The organism is Janthinobacterium sp. BJB426, from assembly GCF_002735705.1.
Classification (GTDB): Bacteria; Pseudomonadota; Gammaproteobacteria; order Burkholderiales; family Burkholderiaceae_D; genus Janthinobacterium.
The window spans coordinates 573,730-589,514 of sequence record NZ_PDZL01000001.1; the positions used below are offsets into that span (position 1 = coordinate 573,730).

The 15,785-nt window shown below is 63.5% G+C and carries 14 protein-coding genes; 3 read left to right on the plus strand and 11 right to left on the minus strand.

Features of this window, described 5'->3' with window-relative positions; genetic code table 11:
• Nucleotides 1–63: 63 nt before the first annotated feature.
• The 3 genes from CSQ93_RS02535 to waaA are packed head-to-tail and all read left to right on the plus strand — an operon-like array spanning nt 64 to nt 3,769.
• Nucleotides 64–1,446 (plus strand): phosphomannomutase/phosphoglucomutase, encoded by a 1,383-nt coding sequence (locus CSQ93_RS02535; RefSeq protein WP_099376572.1) that lies wholly within the window; start codon nt 64–66, stop codon nt 1,444–1,446.
• Between the two features lie 4 nt (nt 1,447–1,450).
• Nucleotides 1,451–2,473 (plus strand): lipopolysaccharide heptosyltransferase I, encoded by a 1,023-nt coding sequence (gene waaC, locus CSQ93_RS02540; RefSeq protein WP_099376573.1) that lies wholly within the window; start codon nt 1,451–1,453, stop codon nt 2,471–2,473.
• Nucleotides 2,474–2,491: 18 nt separating this feature from the next.
• On the plus strand, nt 2,492–3,769 hold the full coding sequence (waaA, locus tag CSQ93_RS02545; protein ID WP_099376574.1) for a lipid IV(A) 3-deoxy-D-manno-octulosonic acid transferase: 1,278 nt from the start codon (nt 2,492–2,494) through the stop codon (nt 3,767–3,769).
• On the opposite strand, the gene CSQ93_RS02550 is transcribed toward waaA, so the two are convergent.
• The 11 genes from CSQ93_RS02550 to miaB all read right to left on the minus strand — a co-directional run bounded on the left by CSQ93_RS02550 (nt 3,766) and on the right by miaB (nt 15,188).
• The gene (locus tag CSQ93_RS02550) at nt 3,766–4,701 is read right to left on the minus strand and encodes a M48 family metallopeptidase (RefSeq protein WP_099376575.1); all 936 of its coding nucleotides are present in this window, start codon (nt 4,699–4,701) and stop codon (nt 3,766–3,768) included. The two genes, waaA and CSQ93_RS02550, sit on opposite strands and share 4 nt — an antisense overlap.
• A 44-nt stretch (nt 4,702–4,745) precedes the next feature.
• Nucleotides 4,746–5,486 carry a lysophospholipid acyltransferase family protein gene (locus CSQ93_RS02555; protein WP_034746739.1) on the minus strand — a complete coding sequence of 247 codons (741 nt, stop codon included), beginning with the start codon at nt 5,484–5,486 and terminating at the stop codon, nt 4,746–4,748.
• Between the two features lie 16 nt (nt 5,487–5,502).
• Complete coding sequence (gmhB, locus tag CSQ93_RS02560) at nt 5,503–6,090, minus strand: D-glycero-beta-D-manno-heptose 1,7-bisphosphate 7-phosphatase (protein WP_099376576.1); 588 nt, start codon at nt 6,088–6,090, stop codon at nt 5,503–5,505.
• Nucleotides 6,090–8,192, minus strand: coding sequence for a glycine--tRNA ligase subunit beta (gene glyS, locus CSQ93_RS02565; RefSeq protein ID WP_099376577.1), 2,103 nt, complete (start codon nt 8,190–8,192; stop codon nt 6,090–6,092). Before glyS ends, gmhB begins: the two co-directional genes overlap by 1 nt.
• A gap of 39 nt (nt 8,193–8,231) precedes the next feature.
• Nucleotides 8,232–9,149: a glycine--tRNA ligase subunit alpha gene (gene glyQ / locus CSQ93_RS02570; protein WP_099376578.1), complete on the minus strand. Its 918-nt coding sequence runs from the start codon at nt 9,147–9,149 to the stop codon at nt 8,232–8,234.
• 145 nt (nt 9,150–9,294) lie between these two features.
• Nucleotides 9,295–10,875 (minus strand): apolipoprotein N-acyltransferase, encoded by a 1,581-nt coding sequence (gene lnt, locus CSQ93_RS02575; protein ID WP_233516003.1) that lies wholly within the window; start codon nt 10,873–10,875, stop codon nt 9,295–9,297.
• 16 nt (nt 10,876–10,891) lie between these two features.
• A complete protein-coding gene (locus tag CSQ93_RS02580) occupies nt 10,892–11,770 on the minus strand; it encodes an HlyC/CorC family transporter (RefSeq protein ID WP_034746750.1) in 879 nt (292 codons plus the stop codon).
• Between the two features lie 117 nt (nt 11,771–11,887).
• Entirely contained in the window at nt 11,888–12,307 is a 420-nt protein-coding gene (locus CSQ93_RS02585) for a DUF4259 domain-containing protein (protein ID WP_099376579.1), read from the minus strand.
• 4 nt (nt 12,308–12,311) lie between these two features.
• Nucleotides 12,312–12,776: an rRNA maturation RNase YbeY gene (gene ybeY, locus CSQ93_RS02590; RefSeq protein ID WP_099376580.1), complete on the minus strand. Its 465-nt coding sequence runs from the start codon at nt 12,774–12,776 to the stop codon at nt 12,312–12,314.
• Complete coding sequence (locus tag CSQ93_RS02595) at nt 12,760–13,824, minus strand: PhoH family protein (RefSeq protein WP_099376581.1); 1,065 nt, start codon at nt 13,822–13,824, stop codon at nt 12,760–12,762. Before CSQ93_RS02595 ends, ybeY begins: the two co-directional genes overlap by 17 nt.
• A complete protein-coding gene (gene miaB, locus CSQ93_RS02600) occupies nt 13,821–15,188 on the minus strand; it encodes a tRNA (N6-isopentenyl adenosine(37)-C2)-methylthiotransferase MiaB (RefSeq protein WP_099376582.1) in 1,368 nt (455 codons plus the stop codon). Before miaB ends, CSQ93_RS02595 begins: the two co-directional genes overlap by 4 nt.
• Nucleotides 15,189–15,785 lie beyond the last annotated feature (597 nt).

Genomic DNA, 15,785 nt, shown 5'->3' on the forward strand with positions numbered 1-15,785 from the left:
AGCTGTCAGCCCCGCGCTGCACCTCGCCAGGCACCCTATTGACCCTCTTATACCGCCCACACCATGCTTCCATTGTCCAGAACGATCTTCAAGGCCTACGATATTCGCGGCATCATCGCTAAAACCCTCGATGCCAGCGTGGCCCACAAGATCGGTCAGGCATTTGGCCAGGCTGCCCTGGCCAAGGGCGAGCAGCGAGTCGTGATCGGCCGCGATGGCCGCCTGTCGGGACCGGAATTGACGGCGGCGCTGGCGCAGGGCTTGCAAGCGGCAGGCGTCGATGTGATCGACCTGGGCGTGGTGGCCACGCCGATGGTGTACTTCGGCACGAATGTGCTCGACACGCGCTCCGGCATCATGGTCACGGGCAGCCACAATCCACCCGACTACAACGGCTTCAAGATGGTGCTGGCCGGTGAAGCGATCCACGGCGAAGCGATCCAGGCCCTGTATCACAGCATCGTCGCGCATGACGGTAGCGCCAGCGCCACGCCGGGTAGTTATGCCACGCATGATATCCGCGCCGCCTACCTGCAGCGCATCCTGGGCGACGTCAAGCTGGTGCGTCCGATCAAGATCGCCGTCGACTGCGGCAATGGCGTGGCCGGCGCGTTCGCGGGCGACCTGTTCCGCGGCATGGGTTGCGACGTCATCGAACTGTTCTGCGACGTCGATGGCAATTTCCCGAACCACCATCCGGACCCGGCGCATCCGGAAAACCTGCAAGACCTGATCCGCTGCCTGGCCGAGACGGATGCCGAAATCGGCATCGCCTTCGACGGCGACGGCGACCGCCTGGGCGTGGTCACCAAGGATGGCCAGATCATCTACCCTGACCGCCAGATGATGCTGTTCGCCGCCGACGTGCTGACCCGCCACCCTGGCGCGCAGATTTTGTACGACGTCAAATGCACGCGCCACCTGGCGCCGTACATCACCAAGCATGGCGGCGTGCCGCTGATGTACAAGACGGGCCACTCGCTGGTGAAAGCCAAGCTGCGCGAAACGGGTGCGCCGCTGGGCGGCGAAATGAGCGGCCATATCTTCTTCAAGGACCGCTGGTACGGTTTCGACGACGGCCTGTATTCGGCCGCGCGCCTGCTGGAAATCCTCACGCGCGAAGCCGATCCGTCAAGCCTGCTGAACTCCCTGCCGCAGTCCGACAGCACGCCTGAACTGCACCTGGAACTGAAGGAAGGCGAGAACGTCGCGCTGATGGACATGCTGCGCCGCGACGCCGTCTTCCCCGGCAATGAACAGATCATCACCATCGACGGCCTGCGCGTGGAATACGCGGACGGCTTCGGCCTGGCCCGCTCGTCGAACACCACGCCGGTGATCGTCATGCGCTTCGAAGCGGAAACGCCGGAAGCCCTGGCGCGCATCCAGGGACAGTTCAAGAGCGTGATCCTGGCCGCCAAGCCAGACGCCGTGCTGCCGTTCTGACAGCATGGCGGCTCAACCTGGCGCACAGGCGCCCTTGAAAATCCTGCTGGTGCGGGTGTCTTCGCTGGGCGACGTGCTGCATAACCTGCCGATGGTGGCGGACATCGCCCGCCATTTCCCGAACGCGACCATCGACTGGGTGGTCGAGGAGGGCTACACGAGCCTGGTGCGCCTGAATCCGCGCGTGGCTACCATTTTCCCGTTCGCGCTGCGGCGCTGGCGCAAGAGCCTGGGCAAGAAAGAGACGCGCGCGGAAATCGCCGCCTTCTTCCGCAGCCTGCGCCAGACGCAGTACGATTATGTGTTCGATACCCAGGGCTTGCTGAAGACGGGCATCATCATGGGCGCGGCGCGCCTGGCACCGGGCGGACAGAAAGTCGGCCTGGCCAATGGCAGCGAAGGCTCCGGCTACGAGGGCATCTCGCGCCTGTTCCACACGAAAAGCATTCCGCTCGATCCGCGCACGCATGCGGTGGCGCGCGGCCGCCTGGTGGCGGGCGCGGCACTCGGTTACACGGTCGACACGCCGGCCGATTTCGGCTTGCCGGAAGTATCCGGCAGCGAACCGCGTCCGGACTGGATGGGAGAGGCGCCCTACTGCGTGTATTTCCACGGCACGGCGCGCGACGCCAAGAAATGGGCGCCGGAACACTGGATCGCCCTGGGCCAGGCGCTGGCACCGATGCCGATTCTGCTGCCCTGGGGTTCGCCCAAGGAAAAGGCGGAAGCCGAACAAGTGGCGGCCGGCTTGCCGAATGCGCGCGTGCTGCCGAAGCTGTCGATGGGCGACGCCACCCTGCTGGCGCGCTACGCGGCGCTGGTGGTCGGCGTCGACACGGGCCTGACGCATATCGCCGCCGCCTTCGTGCGTCCGACGGTGGAAATCTATGCCGATTCGCCGCTGTGGAAAACGGAAGGCAACTGGTCGCCGAAAATCATCAACCTGGGCGACAAGGGCGCGCCGCCAGGCGTGCCGGACGTGCTGGCCGCGGCGCAGCGCCTGCTGGCCGACTATCCTCCCGCCTGACTTCAACATTAAACAAACATGCGACTTCTTTATACCCTTGCCTGGTGGCTGGCCTTGCCCCTGGTGCTGGCGCGGCTGTGGCTGCGCGGACGCCAGGAACCCGGCTATCGCCAGCACTGGGGCGAGCGCCTGGGCTTTTACGGCCGCCAGGCCACACCGCTTCCTGACACCATCTGGCTGCACGCCGTCTCCGTCGGAGAGACGCGCGCGGCCGAGCCGCTGATCGATGCGCTGCTGGCCGCATGGCCGGCGTGCCGCATCGTGCTCACGCACATGACACCGACGGGACGCGCCACGGGCAAGTCCCTGTTCGCCAAACACGGCGCGCGCCTCGTGCAAAGCTACCTGCCATATGACACGGGCGTCATGCCGGCCCGTTTCATCCGCCATTTCGCGCCGCGCATCTGCATCCTGATGGAGACGGAAGTGTGGCCGAACCTGATCCACCAATGCAATCGCTACAAAGTGCCCGTGGTGCTGGCCAATGCGCGCCTGTCGCAGCGCTCGCTGGGCAAGGCGCAGCGCCTGGGCAAGCTGATTGCCGATGCGGCGCGCGGCATCACCCTGGTGGCGGCGCAGACGCAGGACGACGCCGATCGCGTGCGCCAGCTGGGCGTGCAGGAAGTCGTCGTCACGGGCAGCATCAAGTTCGACGTCGTCGTGCCCGAGGCGGCCCTGGCGACGGGCGCCTGGCTGCGCGGCGCCATCGGCCAGCGTCCCGTGCTGCTATGCGCCAGCACGCGCGAAGGGGAAGAGCAGCTGATTCTCGATACCTATACCCGTGCCAGCTTGCCTGCGAATGCGCTGCTGCTGGTCGTGCCGCGCCATCCGCAGCGTTTCGACGAGGTGGAAAAACTGGTCGTGGCGCAGGGCCTGGCCGTGCAGCGCAGGTCCGGCCTGGCGCAGGACGATACCGTTTCTGCGGGCACGCAGGTGTTGCTGGGCGATTCGATGGGCGAGATGTTTGCGTATTACGCAGCCTGCGATTGCGCTTTCGTCGGCGGCAGCCTGCTGCCGCTGGGCGGGCAAAACCTGATCGAGCCGGCAGCCCTGGGCAAGCCCGTGCTGATCGGCCCGCACACCTTCAATTTCGCGCTGGTCACCGAGCAGGCGATTGCCGCAGGCGGCGCCGCGCTGGTGGCGGATGCCGATGCGCTGATGGCGCAGGCATCGGCGCTGCTGCAAGATCCTGCGCGTCTATCGTCAATGGGAGAAAAAGCGCTGGCGTTTGCGAACCAGCACCGGGGCGCCACGCCGCGGACCGTCGCGGCCATCCGGCCTTTGCTGCCAGCTTAATTGAACAGGACTGGCAGCTCCTGCGAGCGTTTTCTGAGTGCCTGCTTGGCGCCATCGTAATCGGGATAAATCGATTCCACGGTGGCCCAGAAGCGGGGGCTGTGGTTCATTTCCAGCAGGTGCGACAGTTCATGCGCCACCACGTAGTCGATCAGCGGCAGGGCGAAGTGGATCAGGCGCCAGTTCAGGCGGATCTTGCGCTCGATGGTGCAGCTGCCCCAGCGCGTGCCGGCCGACGACAGCGACAGCGAGTCATAGCTTACGCCCAGCTTGTCCGCATACACGTCCAGGCGCGCCTCGAACAGCTGGCGCGCTTCATGCTGGAACCAGCCCTTCACTTTTTCCTTCAATTGCTGCTCGCTGCCCGTGGGCGTGACCCATACGTGCAGCTCATTCGTCTCGCGCTGGAAGCTGGCGCGGTGGCGCGGCGCCTGGTGCAATCTTAAGGTGATGTCGCCGCCGAGGTAGGGCAGCACGGCGCCGTCGACCCAGGCCACGGGCGGGCGCTGCTGGCGCTGCACCTTGCGCTCGCCCCGTTCCAGCAGTTTCGAGACGATCCAGCCTTGCTTGGCGCGGATGGCGTTGTCGATTTCGGCCAGGGTGACGCGCTTGGGTGCCGTCACGCGCAAGCCGTTATCGTCGATCATGAAGCCGATGGAACGGCGCGTGGAACGGCGCAGGGCGAATTCGACGAGGTGGCTGCCCAGCTGCAGCTGGCGCAGCGGCGGGCCATCGGCGGTGCGTGGCGGGGAGGGAAGGACAGGGCGCGCGGGAGGCGTGGCAGGCGCCGGTGGCGGCGCCAGGGGAACTACAGGCTTCGCCTCCACGGGCGGCGCTGGCGGTGCCGTGGGGCGCACCGCCGGGGGCGTGCTGGTCGAGACGTCATGCGCGAACAAATCCAGTTGCTGGTCGCCGACCTTGATGGTCTTCATCTGCTGGCGCAGTGTCGGCTCCTGGATGACCGCGCTGATGCCGTCTAGCCAGCGTTGTAGGCGTGAGGCGAAATGACGCGCATTTCTGATTCTATCCAATTTTCCACCTGTTGCATCATGCTGTCCGGGGTTTGCCCTTCCGGCGAAATCGGTTTGCCTATCGAGACGGTGATCAGTCCCGGGCGTTTGAGGAATGACTGCTTGGGCCAGCACTCGCCTGAATTGTGCGCAATCGGCACCACCACGGCACCCGTGGCAATCGCCAGACGCGTGCCGCCGCTCTTGTACTTGCCCGCCTGGCCGACGGGAATGCGGGTCCCTTCAGGGAACATGATAATCCATTGGCCATCGGCCAGGCGGCGCTTGCCATGGGCCACGACGCTCTTGAACGCATGCTTGCCCTGCTTGCGGTCGATGGGGATCATGCGCAGCAGCGCCATGGCCCAGCCGAAGAACGGGATGTACAAAATCTCCTTCTTGAACACATACACGAGCGGGCGTGGCAAGCTTGGCAGCAAGAAGATGGTTTCCCAGGCCGACTGGTGCTTCGACAGCACGATGGCCGGCGCATCGGGGAAGTTCTCGGCGCCCTTGACTTCGTAGCGGATGCCGCAAATGACCTTGGCACACCACAGGATAAACACGTTCCAGCGCGAGGTGACCCAATAGCGCTTGTTGTAGCTCAATGGCGCGGCGAAAAAGCACACGCAGGCCCAGACGATGGTGGCCACGATCATGATGATCATGAACAGCAGGGATCGCAGGAACAGGGAAATATTACGCAATGCGGTTCTCCGAAGATTAGATGCTGAATGCCACGGCGGGCGCCGATGCTGCGGGCGCCTTGAGCAGGTGGCTGACGACGGCGGCCAGGTCGGGGAAGACCTGGGTGCCAGGCGGCAGGCCACCCGTTTCGTTGGTCTTTTCGCCCTTGCCCGTCAACACCAGGTAGGGCACGCAACCGCTGATGAAACCGGCCTGCAGGTCGCGCAGCGAATCGCCGACCGTGGGCACGCCTTTCAGGCCGGTGTTGTAGCGCTGCGAAATTTCATGAAACATGCCCGGTTTCGGCTTGCGGCAGTCGCAATTGTCCGCGCCCGCGTGCGGGCAAAAGAAGATGGCGTCGATATCGGCGCCCACCTGCTGCGCCAAGGTATGCATCTTCTGATGGATCGCGTTCAAGACCGTCATGTCGAAGTACTCGCGCGCGATGCCAGACTGGTTCGAGGCGATGACCACGCGATAGCCAGCCTGGTTCAGGCGGGCGATCGCTTCGAGCGAACCGGGTATCGGCAGCCATTCGGCAGGCGACTTGATGAAGTCCGGCGAGTCATGATTAATGACACCGTCGCGGTCGAGAATAATCAGTTTCAGCGCCGGCGTGCCCATTATGCCGCCAGCTTGGAAATGTCGGCCACGCGGTTCATCATGCCGTGCAAGGACGACAGCAAGGCCAGGCGGTTGTTGCGCAGGGCGACATCCTCGGCCATCACCATCACGTCATTGAAGAAGCCATCGACATCGTCGCGCAGCTGCGCCAGCGTTTGCAGGGTGCTGGTGAAGTCGCCCTTGGCAAAGGCCGCGTCGACTTCCGGCTGCACGCGCGAGACGGCGGCGGCGAGTTTTTTCTCCGCTTCGTCCTGCAGCAGCGCCACGTTGACGCCGCCGGCGGCGACCTGGCTCACGGCTTCCTCGTTCTTTTTCAGGATGTTCGTGATGCGCTTGTTGGCGGCTGCCAGCGAGGCGCTTTCCGGCAGGGCGGCAAACGCCTGCACGGCTTCCAGGCGTTGCACGATGTCATCCAGGCGGTCCGGGTTTTGCGCCACGACGGCTTCGATTTCATTCGGCGAGAAACCGCGTTCGCGCAGGATGCCGCGCAGGCGATCCAGCATGAAGGTGGTGACATCCGCGACCGGATCCTTGAAGCCTGGTACGGCTGCGAACTGCGCAGCGGCATCCGCCAGCAAGCCCTGGATCGACAAAGGCAAACGTTTTTCCAGCAGCATGCGTAGCACGCCCAGCGCATGGCGGCGCAGCGCGAACGGATCCTTGTCGCCCGTCGGCGCCAGGCCGATGGCCCAGATGCCGACCAGGGTTTCGAGCTTGTCAGCCAGGGCCACGGCGGTGCCGGTGGCGGTGGCTGGCAGGCTGTCGCCGGCAAAGCGCGGCTGGTAGTGTTCGGAGGCGGCCAGCGCCACTTCTTCGGGCTCGCCGTCATGGCGCGCGTAGTAGGTGCCCATGATGCCTTGCAGCTCGGGGAATTCGCCCACCATGTCGGTCAGCAGATCGGCCTTGGCCAGCAGGGCGCCACGTTCGGCCAGGGCCACGTCATATTGCAGCTTGGCGGCGATGGCGCCGGCCAGCGACTTGACGCGCTCTGTGCGGGCCGCTTGCGTGCCCAGCTTGTTGTGATAGACGACGTTGGCCAGCAGCGGCAGACGCGATGCCAGGGTCTTCTTCTTGTCTTGCTCGAAGAAGAACTTGGCGTCGGACAGGCGCGGGCGCACGACGCGCTCGTTGCCGCCGATGATGTGCTCGGGCGTGTCCGTCTCGATGTTCGAGACGATCAGGAAGCGCGAACGCAGCTTGCCTTCGCTGTCCGTCAGCGCGAAATATTTCTGGTTGGTCTGCATGGTGAGGATCAGGCATTCCTGCGGCACGGCCAGGAATTCTTCCTCGAAGTGGCATTCATACACGACCGGCCATTCGACCAGGGCGGTCACTTCATCGAGCAGCGCTTCGGGCATCAAGACCTGGTCGGCGCCCGCCTTGTCCAGCAACTGGGCGCGGATGCGTTCCTTGCGTTCCTCGTTGCTGGCGATGACGCTGGCGTTGAGGATCAGGGACGGCGCATAGTTTTCCGCGTGCGCGATGGTGATCGGTTTGCCGTCGGTGAGGAAGCGGTGGCCCAGGGTGGTGCGGCCGGCCGTCAGTCCCAGCAGTGTCAGGGGCAGGATATTGATGCCATGCAGGGCGATCAGGCTGTGGGCAGGACGCACGAATTGCACGGTGCTGCCGTCCGGGCGCTGATAGCTCATCAGCTTTGGAATCGGCAGCTTGGCGGCCGACTCGGTCAATGCTGCCTGCGCGCCGGTGGCGAGCTGGCTGCCCGGCGCCGTGTAGGTGTAGAAGAAGCTTTCGGCCTTGCCGTCGGCGGCGCGTTCCAGCTCGGCCACCGTCAGGTCGGGGAAGCCCAGCGCGGCCAGTTTCTTGGCCAGCGGCGGCGTGCCGTTGCCGTTCGCGTCCAGCGCCACGGAGACGGGCAAGACTTTTTCACGGATCGATTTGTCGGGCGAGACTTCGCGCACGTTGGTGATGGAGACGGCCAGGCGGCGCGGCGAGGCATAGCTGGTGGCGACGCTGTCGGCTTCCAGGAAGTCGCGTGCCTTCAGGCCGTTGACGATGCCGGCTGTGAAGGCGGCGCCCAGTTTGGCCAGCGCTTTCGGCGGCAGTTCTTCGGTCAGCAGTTCGATGAGCAGTGTTTGGTTCATGGTGTTCTTGTCTGGTACGGCGGTGTATGAGCTAGGCGATCAGGCGGCGGCGGGTTGGTCTGCGGCGGGCAGCATCGGGAAACCGAGGCGCTCGCGCGAGTCGTAATACGCTTGCGCCACCAGGCGCGACAGGGTGCGCACGCGGCCGATGTAGGCGGCGCGTTCCGTCACCGAGATGGCGCCACGTGCGTCCAGCATATTGAAGCTGTGCGAAGCCTTCATGATCTTTTCGTAGGCGGGCAGGGTCAGTTGCAGCTCGATCAAACGCTTCGCTTCCGCTTCGTAGTTGCCGAACTGTTCAAACAGCAGGTCCGTATTCGCGTGCTCGAAGTTGTAGGTCGATTGCTCCACCTCGTTCTGGTGGAAGACGTCGCCGTAGGTCAGCTTCTTGGTAATCCCGTTTTCTTCCCACTCGGTCCACACCAGGTCATACACGTTTTCCACGCCTTGCAGATACATGGCCAGGCGTTCGATGCCGTAGGTGATTTCGCCCAACACGGGCTTGCAATCGAGGCCGCCCACTTGCTGGAAGTAGGTAAATTGGGTCACTTCCATGCCGTTCAGCCAGACTTCCCAGCCCAGGCCCCAGGCGCCCAGGGTCGGGCTTTCCCAGTCGTCTTCGACGAAGCGCACGTCATTCTGCTTCAAGTCCAGGCCCAGCGCGGCCAAGGAACCCAGATACAGGTCGAGGATGTTTTCCGGCGCCGGCTTCAAGACCACCTGGTACTGGTAGTAGTGCTGCATGCGGTTCGGGTTTTCGCCATAGCGGCCATCTTTCGGGCGGCGCGACGGCTGCACATACGCGGCGCGCCACGGTTCCGGGCCGATCGCACGCAGGAAGGTGCCGGTGTGGAAGGTGCCGGCGCCGACTTCCATGTCGTAAGGCTGGAGCAGGGCGCAACCTTGCTTGTCCCAATAGGTTTGCAAGGTCAGGATAATTTGTTGAAATGTGAGCATCGTATGAGTTCGCCGCGCGGGAGACTGCGCGCTGTTAAGGTTTGCTTGAAGCCCGGACGCTGTTGGGCTAGCGTCCGGGCCGGGGTTTTGCTAATTTTAGCGGTTTTTACGGACCCACTGTGACTCTTCGGGCAATATCGGCCGCTTATTGCTGCGCGGCGCGGCCACGACGGGCGGCGCGCGACAGCAGGAAGGCCGCCAACAGGGCCAGCGCGACCATGGCCAGCACCAGTTTATTGCCGTAGAGAATGTATGGCGTCATGCCGCCCATGCCTTGCACCTTGGCCGCCAAGGTGGCTTGCTGTTCCGGTGGCAGCAGGCTTTGCACCACGCCCTTGCCGTCGATGACGGCCGTGGCGCCCGTGTTCGTCGAGCGCAGCATGGGGCGGCCCGTTTCCAGGCTGCGCATCTGCGAAATCTGCAGATGCTGCGGGATGGCGATCGAATCGCCAAACCAGGCCAGGTTCGAAATATTCAGCAGTACGGACGCCGACTGCTTGCCATGGCGGTGGGCGCTGGCCAGCTGGCCGGCGATTTCCTCGCCAAACAAGTCTTCGTAGCAGATATTCGGCAGCACCAGCTGGTCGCGCACGGGCAAGGGCGCTTGCACCTCGGCGCCGCGGCCCATGTCGCCCAGCGGGATGGCCATCATGGCAACGAACCAGTGCAGGCCAGGCGGCACGAATTCGCCGAACGGCACCAGATGGTGCTTGCGGTACTGGTAATACGGTCCCGGCGTGCCGTTGGGTGTGATCCCCAATGCCGCATTGTAGAAGCGCTGCTGCTCGTCGAGTACGGGCATGCCGACCAGAATCGTGCTGCCCGTCTGCTGTGAATACGTCGCCAGATTGTCCAGATAGCCGGGTGGCAGTTGGTGCGGCAGCACGGTGACGGCCGTTTCCGGCGTGGCGATCAGGTCGGCCGGCGCGCTGGTGATGGCGCTCTGGTACATCTGCAGGGCGCCCAGCACGAAGCCGGGATCGAATTTCTGCTGTTGCGGCACGTTGCCCTGCAACAGGCGCACCGTGATCGGGCGCCCGACCGGGTGCGTCCACGCCACGTACTGCAAGCCGATGCCGGCCGCGTACAGGGCGATGACGCCGCCCAGCGCAAACCAGCGCGTGCGGTGTGTGAGCAGCAGCAGAGCGCCGGCGGACAGCGCCGCCAGCCAGCCCAGGCCATACGCGCCGACGACGGGGGCAAAGCCGGCCAGCGGGCTGGCATTGTGGGCGTAACCGGTGGCCAGCCACGGGAAACCTGTAAACAGCCAGCCGCGCGTCCATTCGAACAGCGTCCAGGTAGCGGGCAGAACCAGCAGGGTCATGGCGGGCAGGGACAGCACCCAGCGCTGGCGCAGCCAGGCGGCAGCGCCCATGGCCAGGGCCACGTAAATGGCCATCAGGAGTGCCAGCAGGGCCACGGCTATCACCGCGATCGGCGCGGCCATGTCGCCATAACGGTGCATGGAAATGTACAGCCAGTGCGTGCCGGCCGCGCACCAGCCGAAGCCATAGGCCCAGCCGATCAGCGCGCCGCCCTTGACGCTGGACGACCGCAGCACCTGGTAGAACAGCACGCCCAGGCTGAGGATTTGCAGGGGCCAGTAGCCGAAAGGGGCGAACGCCAGCACCGCGACGGCGCCGGCGACGGCAGCAGTCAGCATGCGCGCCCACGTGCTGCGGGGCGGTTTGGCGGGGGCGTTGGGATCGACGCGTCTGAAACGCATTTACAGCACGCGCATGTCAGAGTTCCAGTTCCGGCACGTTGGGCAGGCGCTCGACGAGCAGCACGTGCACCTGGCGCGCATCGGCGCGCAGCACCTCGAAGCGCAGATTGCCCAGGTCGAAAATATCGCCCTTGTGCGCCATGCGGCCCAGGTACTTCGAGACGAGGCCGCCGATGGTGTCAACGTCGTCGTCCACCAGGTGGCTGCCCACTTCCTCGTTGAACTGTTCGATCTCGGTCAGCGCCTTGACGCGCCAGCGGGGGCCGAACTGGCCTTCCTTGAGCGAGAGGATATTGTCCTCGGCTTCGTCAAAGTCGTATTCGTCCTCGATGTCACCGACGATCTGCTCCAGCACGTCTTCGATGGTGATCAGGCCGGCGACGCCGCTGTATTCATCGACGACGATGGCCATGTGATTGTGGTTGGCGCGGAAATCGCGCAGCAGCACATTCAGGCGTTTCGATTCGGGGATGAAGATGGCGGGGCGCAGCATGTCGCGTACGTCGAAAGTTTCTTCTGCGTAATAACGCAGCAAGTCTTTCGCCAGCAGGATGCCGATGACCTTGTCGCGCTCGCCTTCGATCGCGGGGAAGCGCGAGTGGGCGGTGGACAGGACTTCCGGCATCCATTCCTCGATCGGCTTGCTGATGTCGATGACATCCATTTGCGAACGGGGAATCATGATGTCGCGCGCACAGAGATCCGATACCTGGAACACGCCTTCGATCATCGACAGGGCGTCGGCGTCAATCAGCTTGCGTTCATGCGCATCGTGTAGAACTTCGAGCAATTCTGCACGGTTCTCTGGCTCGGGGGAAATGAGTGCGGTCAGGCGTTCAAACAGTGACCGGTGGGGCTTGACGTCAGTTCTGACGCCACTAGGGTGCTCGGGCATAGGAGGCGTGAGCCGTTGTTGCGAAGGGATATAGGATACACCAAAAGTGGGGGAATACCGGATTTCCCCGCTTTTGATGCAAATTTAATACGTTGAAGTGCGCCGTTGCCCGACGTTTCAGGCGTCCGGGCCCAGCACACGGGCGCGCAGGGCCGCCACGTCGGCCTGCCAGTCGGCGAAATGCTCGCTGTCCTGCCACAGCTGGCGCAGTTCCGACGACTCCGCCATGATGCGCTCGAAGGCCAGGCGCGCTTTTTCCAGCAGCGGCGGCGTGACTTTCTTCTTGCAGGCGGCCACCCATTCGTCCACTTCCGCGGTGGCCGGGTCATCCTCGCCCGGCTTGCCTTGCAGGCGCGCGATCACGTCCAGCGCGGCCAGCGCTTCGGCGGCGAACGGTGCTTCGAGTGCCGCTTCCTGGCTGTCGATGACGTTGTCGAGCGTCGTCTCGATCAGTTCCAGGGTTTTATATTCGTGCAAGTCCTGCGCCCAATCCATGGCGTAGTCGTTGCCGAAGGCGTCAAGTGCCCAGGTTCCCATGCGCTTATTCCTTGTACGGGTCGGTGATGCCGAGCTTTGCGAGGATGTCCGTTTCCAGGCCCTCCATCTCGGTGGCTTCCTCGTCATCCATGTGGTCGTAGCCCTGCGCATGCAGCACGCCATGCACGATCAAATGGGCCGTGTGCTCTTCCACGCTCTTCTTTTGTTCCGCCGCTTCCTTTTCCAGCACGTCCGTGCACAGGATGATGTCGGCGCGTGTCGGCTCGTCGTCATGCAATTCTTCGCCTTCGTTGTAGGCGAACGTCAGCACGTTGGTGGCGTAGTCCTTTTCGCGGTAGTCGCGGTTCAGGCTGCGGCCTTCTTCCGCGTCGACGAAGCGGATGGTGAATTCGGCCGGCGCGAACATGGCCGCCTTGACCCAGCGGCGCACTTTCGAGCGCGTGATCAGGGTTTCCAGGCGGGCATCCGGGTATTGCACGGACAAGGACAGTTTATTTTTTTCGGACATTTTTGGCGGCAGCTGGTTTTAATAAGGGAAGTAACTGGGCGGCGTCGGCACTGGCCGCCTGCGCCGTTTCATAGGCGTCGACGATGCGCGCGACGAGCGGATGGCGCACCACGTCAGTGCTGTTAAATTGCGTGAAGCCGATGCCGCGCACGTCTTTCAAGACGTGCACGGCGTCGATCAGGCCGCTCGTCTGGCTCTTGTGCAGGTCGACTTGCGTCACGTCGCCCGTCACCACGGCCTTGCTGCCAAAGCCGATGCGCGTCAAGAACATCTTCATCTGTTCGACGGTGGTGTTTTGTGCCTCATCGAGGATGACGAACGCGTGGTTCAGGGTGCGCCCGCGCATGTAGGCCAGCGGGGCGATCTCGATCACCTGTTTTTCAAACAGTTTTTGCGTGCGGTCAAAGCCCAGCAAATCATACAGCGCATCGTAGAGGGGACGCAGGTACGGGTCGACCTTTTGCGCCAGGTCGCCCGGCAGGAAGCCCAGGCGCTCGCCCGCTTCGACGGCCGGGCGCGTCAGGATGATGCGCTTGACGGCGTCCCTTTCGAGCGCATCGACGGCGCAGGCGACGGCCAGATACGTCTTGCCCGTGCCGGCCGGGCCGACGCCAAAGCTGATGTCGTGTTCGAGGATGTCGCGCAGGTAGGCGATCTGGTGCGGCGTGCGTCCGCGCAAGTCGGAGCGTCGCGTTTTCAGCACGGGGCTGGCGATGTCCGGCTCGACGAAGGTACTGGCGGGCGCGTTGGCGTGGTGTTCCGAGGCGGCGGACAGGCCCGCGCGCTGTTCCACCAGGGCCAGCTGCACTTCTTCCAGCGGCACGACCTTGTTGGCGATGGCGTAGAACTGTTCGAGGATTTCCATGGCGCGCGCGGCATTGCTGCCGCCGACGATGAACTTCTCGCCGCGGCGGAAGATCGTCACGTCGAGAGCGGCGGAAATCTGGCGCAGGTTTTCATCGAGGGGGCCGCACAGATGCGCCAGGCGCGTGTTGTCGAGCGGCTCGGGGATGAAGTAATGCGGCTGTATCGGGGCTTTGGTTTTCAACTGGCTCTTTTCAATGCGGGTGCGCTGGCGACGAGTTCGCCGCGCAGGGTGTAGGAATGGCTTTCGGTGATGCGCACGTCGACCAGCTGGCCGATCAATTGCAAACCGTCGGGGCCGGCGTCGAAATTGACCACGCGGTTGTTCTCCGTGCGGCCTTGCAGTTCACTGTCATCGGTGTCCTTCTTCGAACGGCCTTCGACGAGGATGGTTTGCACCGTGCCCACCATGGCCAGGCTGTACTTGCGCGTGTTGGCGTCGATGGCCGCCTGCAATTGTTGCAGCCGGGCCAGCTTGACTTCATGCGGCGTGTCGTCTTCCAGGCTGGCGGCCGGCGTGCCGGGGCGCTTGCTGAAGATGAAGCTATAGCTGTTGTCGAATCCCACGTCGGCGATCAGCTTCATCATGGCGTCGAAGTCGGCCTGGGTTTCTCCAGGGAAACCGACGATGAAGTCCGACGAAATGGCCATGTTCGGGCGCACGGCGCGGATGCGGCGGATGATGGACTTGTATTCGAGGCCCGTGTAGCCGCGCTTCATGGCGCCGAGGATCTTGTCGGAACCGTGCTGCGCCGGCAGGTATAAATGGTCGACCAGTTGCGGGATCTTCGCGTAGGCGTCGATCAGGCGCTGCGTGAATTCCTTCGGGTGGCTGGTGACGAAGCGCATGCGTTCGATGCCGGGGATATCGGCCACGTATTCGAGCAGCAGGGCGAAGTCGGCGATGTCTCCGCCTTCCATCGCACCGCGGTAGGCGTTCACGTTTTGCCCCAGCAGCGTGATTTCCTTGACACCCTGGGCGGCCAGGCCCGCCACTTCCGTCAGCACGTCCTCGAAGCGGCGCGACACTTCCTCGCCGCGCGTGTAGGGCACGACGCAGTAGCTGCAATATTTGCTGCAGCCTTCCATGATGGAAACGAACGCCGAAGCGCCTTCCACCTTGGCTGGCGGCATGTGATCGAACTTTTCAATCTCCGGGAAGCTGATGTCCACTTGCGAGGCGCCGCTGGAGCGGCGCAGTTCGATCATCTGCGGCAGGCGGTGCAGGGTCTGCGGGCCGAAGACCATGTCGACATACGGCGCGCGCTTGACGATGGCGTCGCCTTCCTGCGACGCCACGCAGCCGCCTACGCCGATCAAGAGGTGCGGCTTGGCCAGTTTCAGCTCGCGCAGACGGCCCAGGTCGGAAAACACTTTTTCCTGCGCCTTTTCGCGCACTGAGCAGGTGTTGAGCAGGATCACATCGGCGTCTTCCGGCGTGTCGGTGCGCACCAGGCCATCGGAGGCGCCCAGCACGTCGGCCATCTTGTCCGAGTCGTACTCGTTCATCTGGCAGCCGAAGGTTTTAATGAATACTTTTTTCTGCATGGCGTCGGGCGCTTATCGGTAAGTGTGGCGGCAAACAAGATGGTTGGGCAGGATGCTGCAGCGCAGGGGGCCGCTCAGGGTGGGGCGCGGTGGATGACCGGCCGGGCGCCTCTGGCTGCCCGGTGGCAGGCTCGCTGCAAGTTCAGGCCATAGTTTAGCGTAAATCGCCGGGGCGGGCCATGTTGTGCTTACCTTGCCGACAAGGTTGCCGCCTGTATATGCCGCCCTGGGTCGTGATGCCTAAAAGCATTTATTGCCGTGCGACACCATTGATTTGTAACAAGTTGCTGCAAAGCCTTGTGTGCGCCCGCTGGCATCCTAATGTGTTGAAATAGCATCGTTGCCAAGCCAACCAGCAGCTTGATTGATATTTAACAATCAGGAAGTTTGCGCGAGGCGCAGATGCCGCGTGTTTGGGCTAGTATATTGTCTTATATGCAATTCATTTCAGTGAATTGCACGTGCTTTTACTCACGCGGCAAGTTGCGTACGTTGGCTGGGCGTGGCAGTGCGAGTCCTGGCAGGCAGTGCGATAAGGAGGGAGGGTTGAATTCGATGGAGGACGTTTATTTGAACACTCTAAGCCAGCCTTAAGTT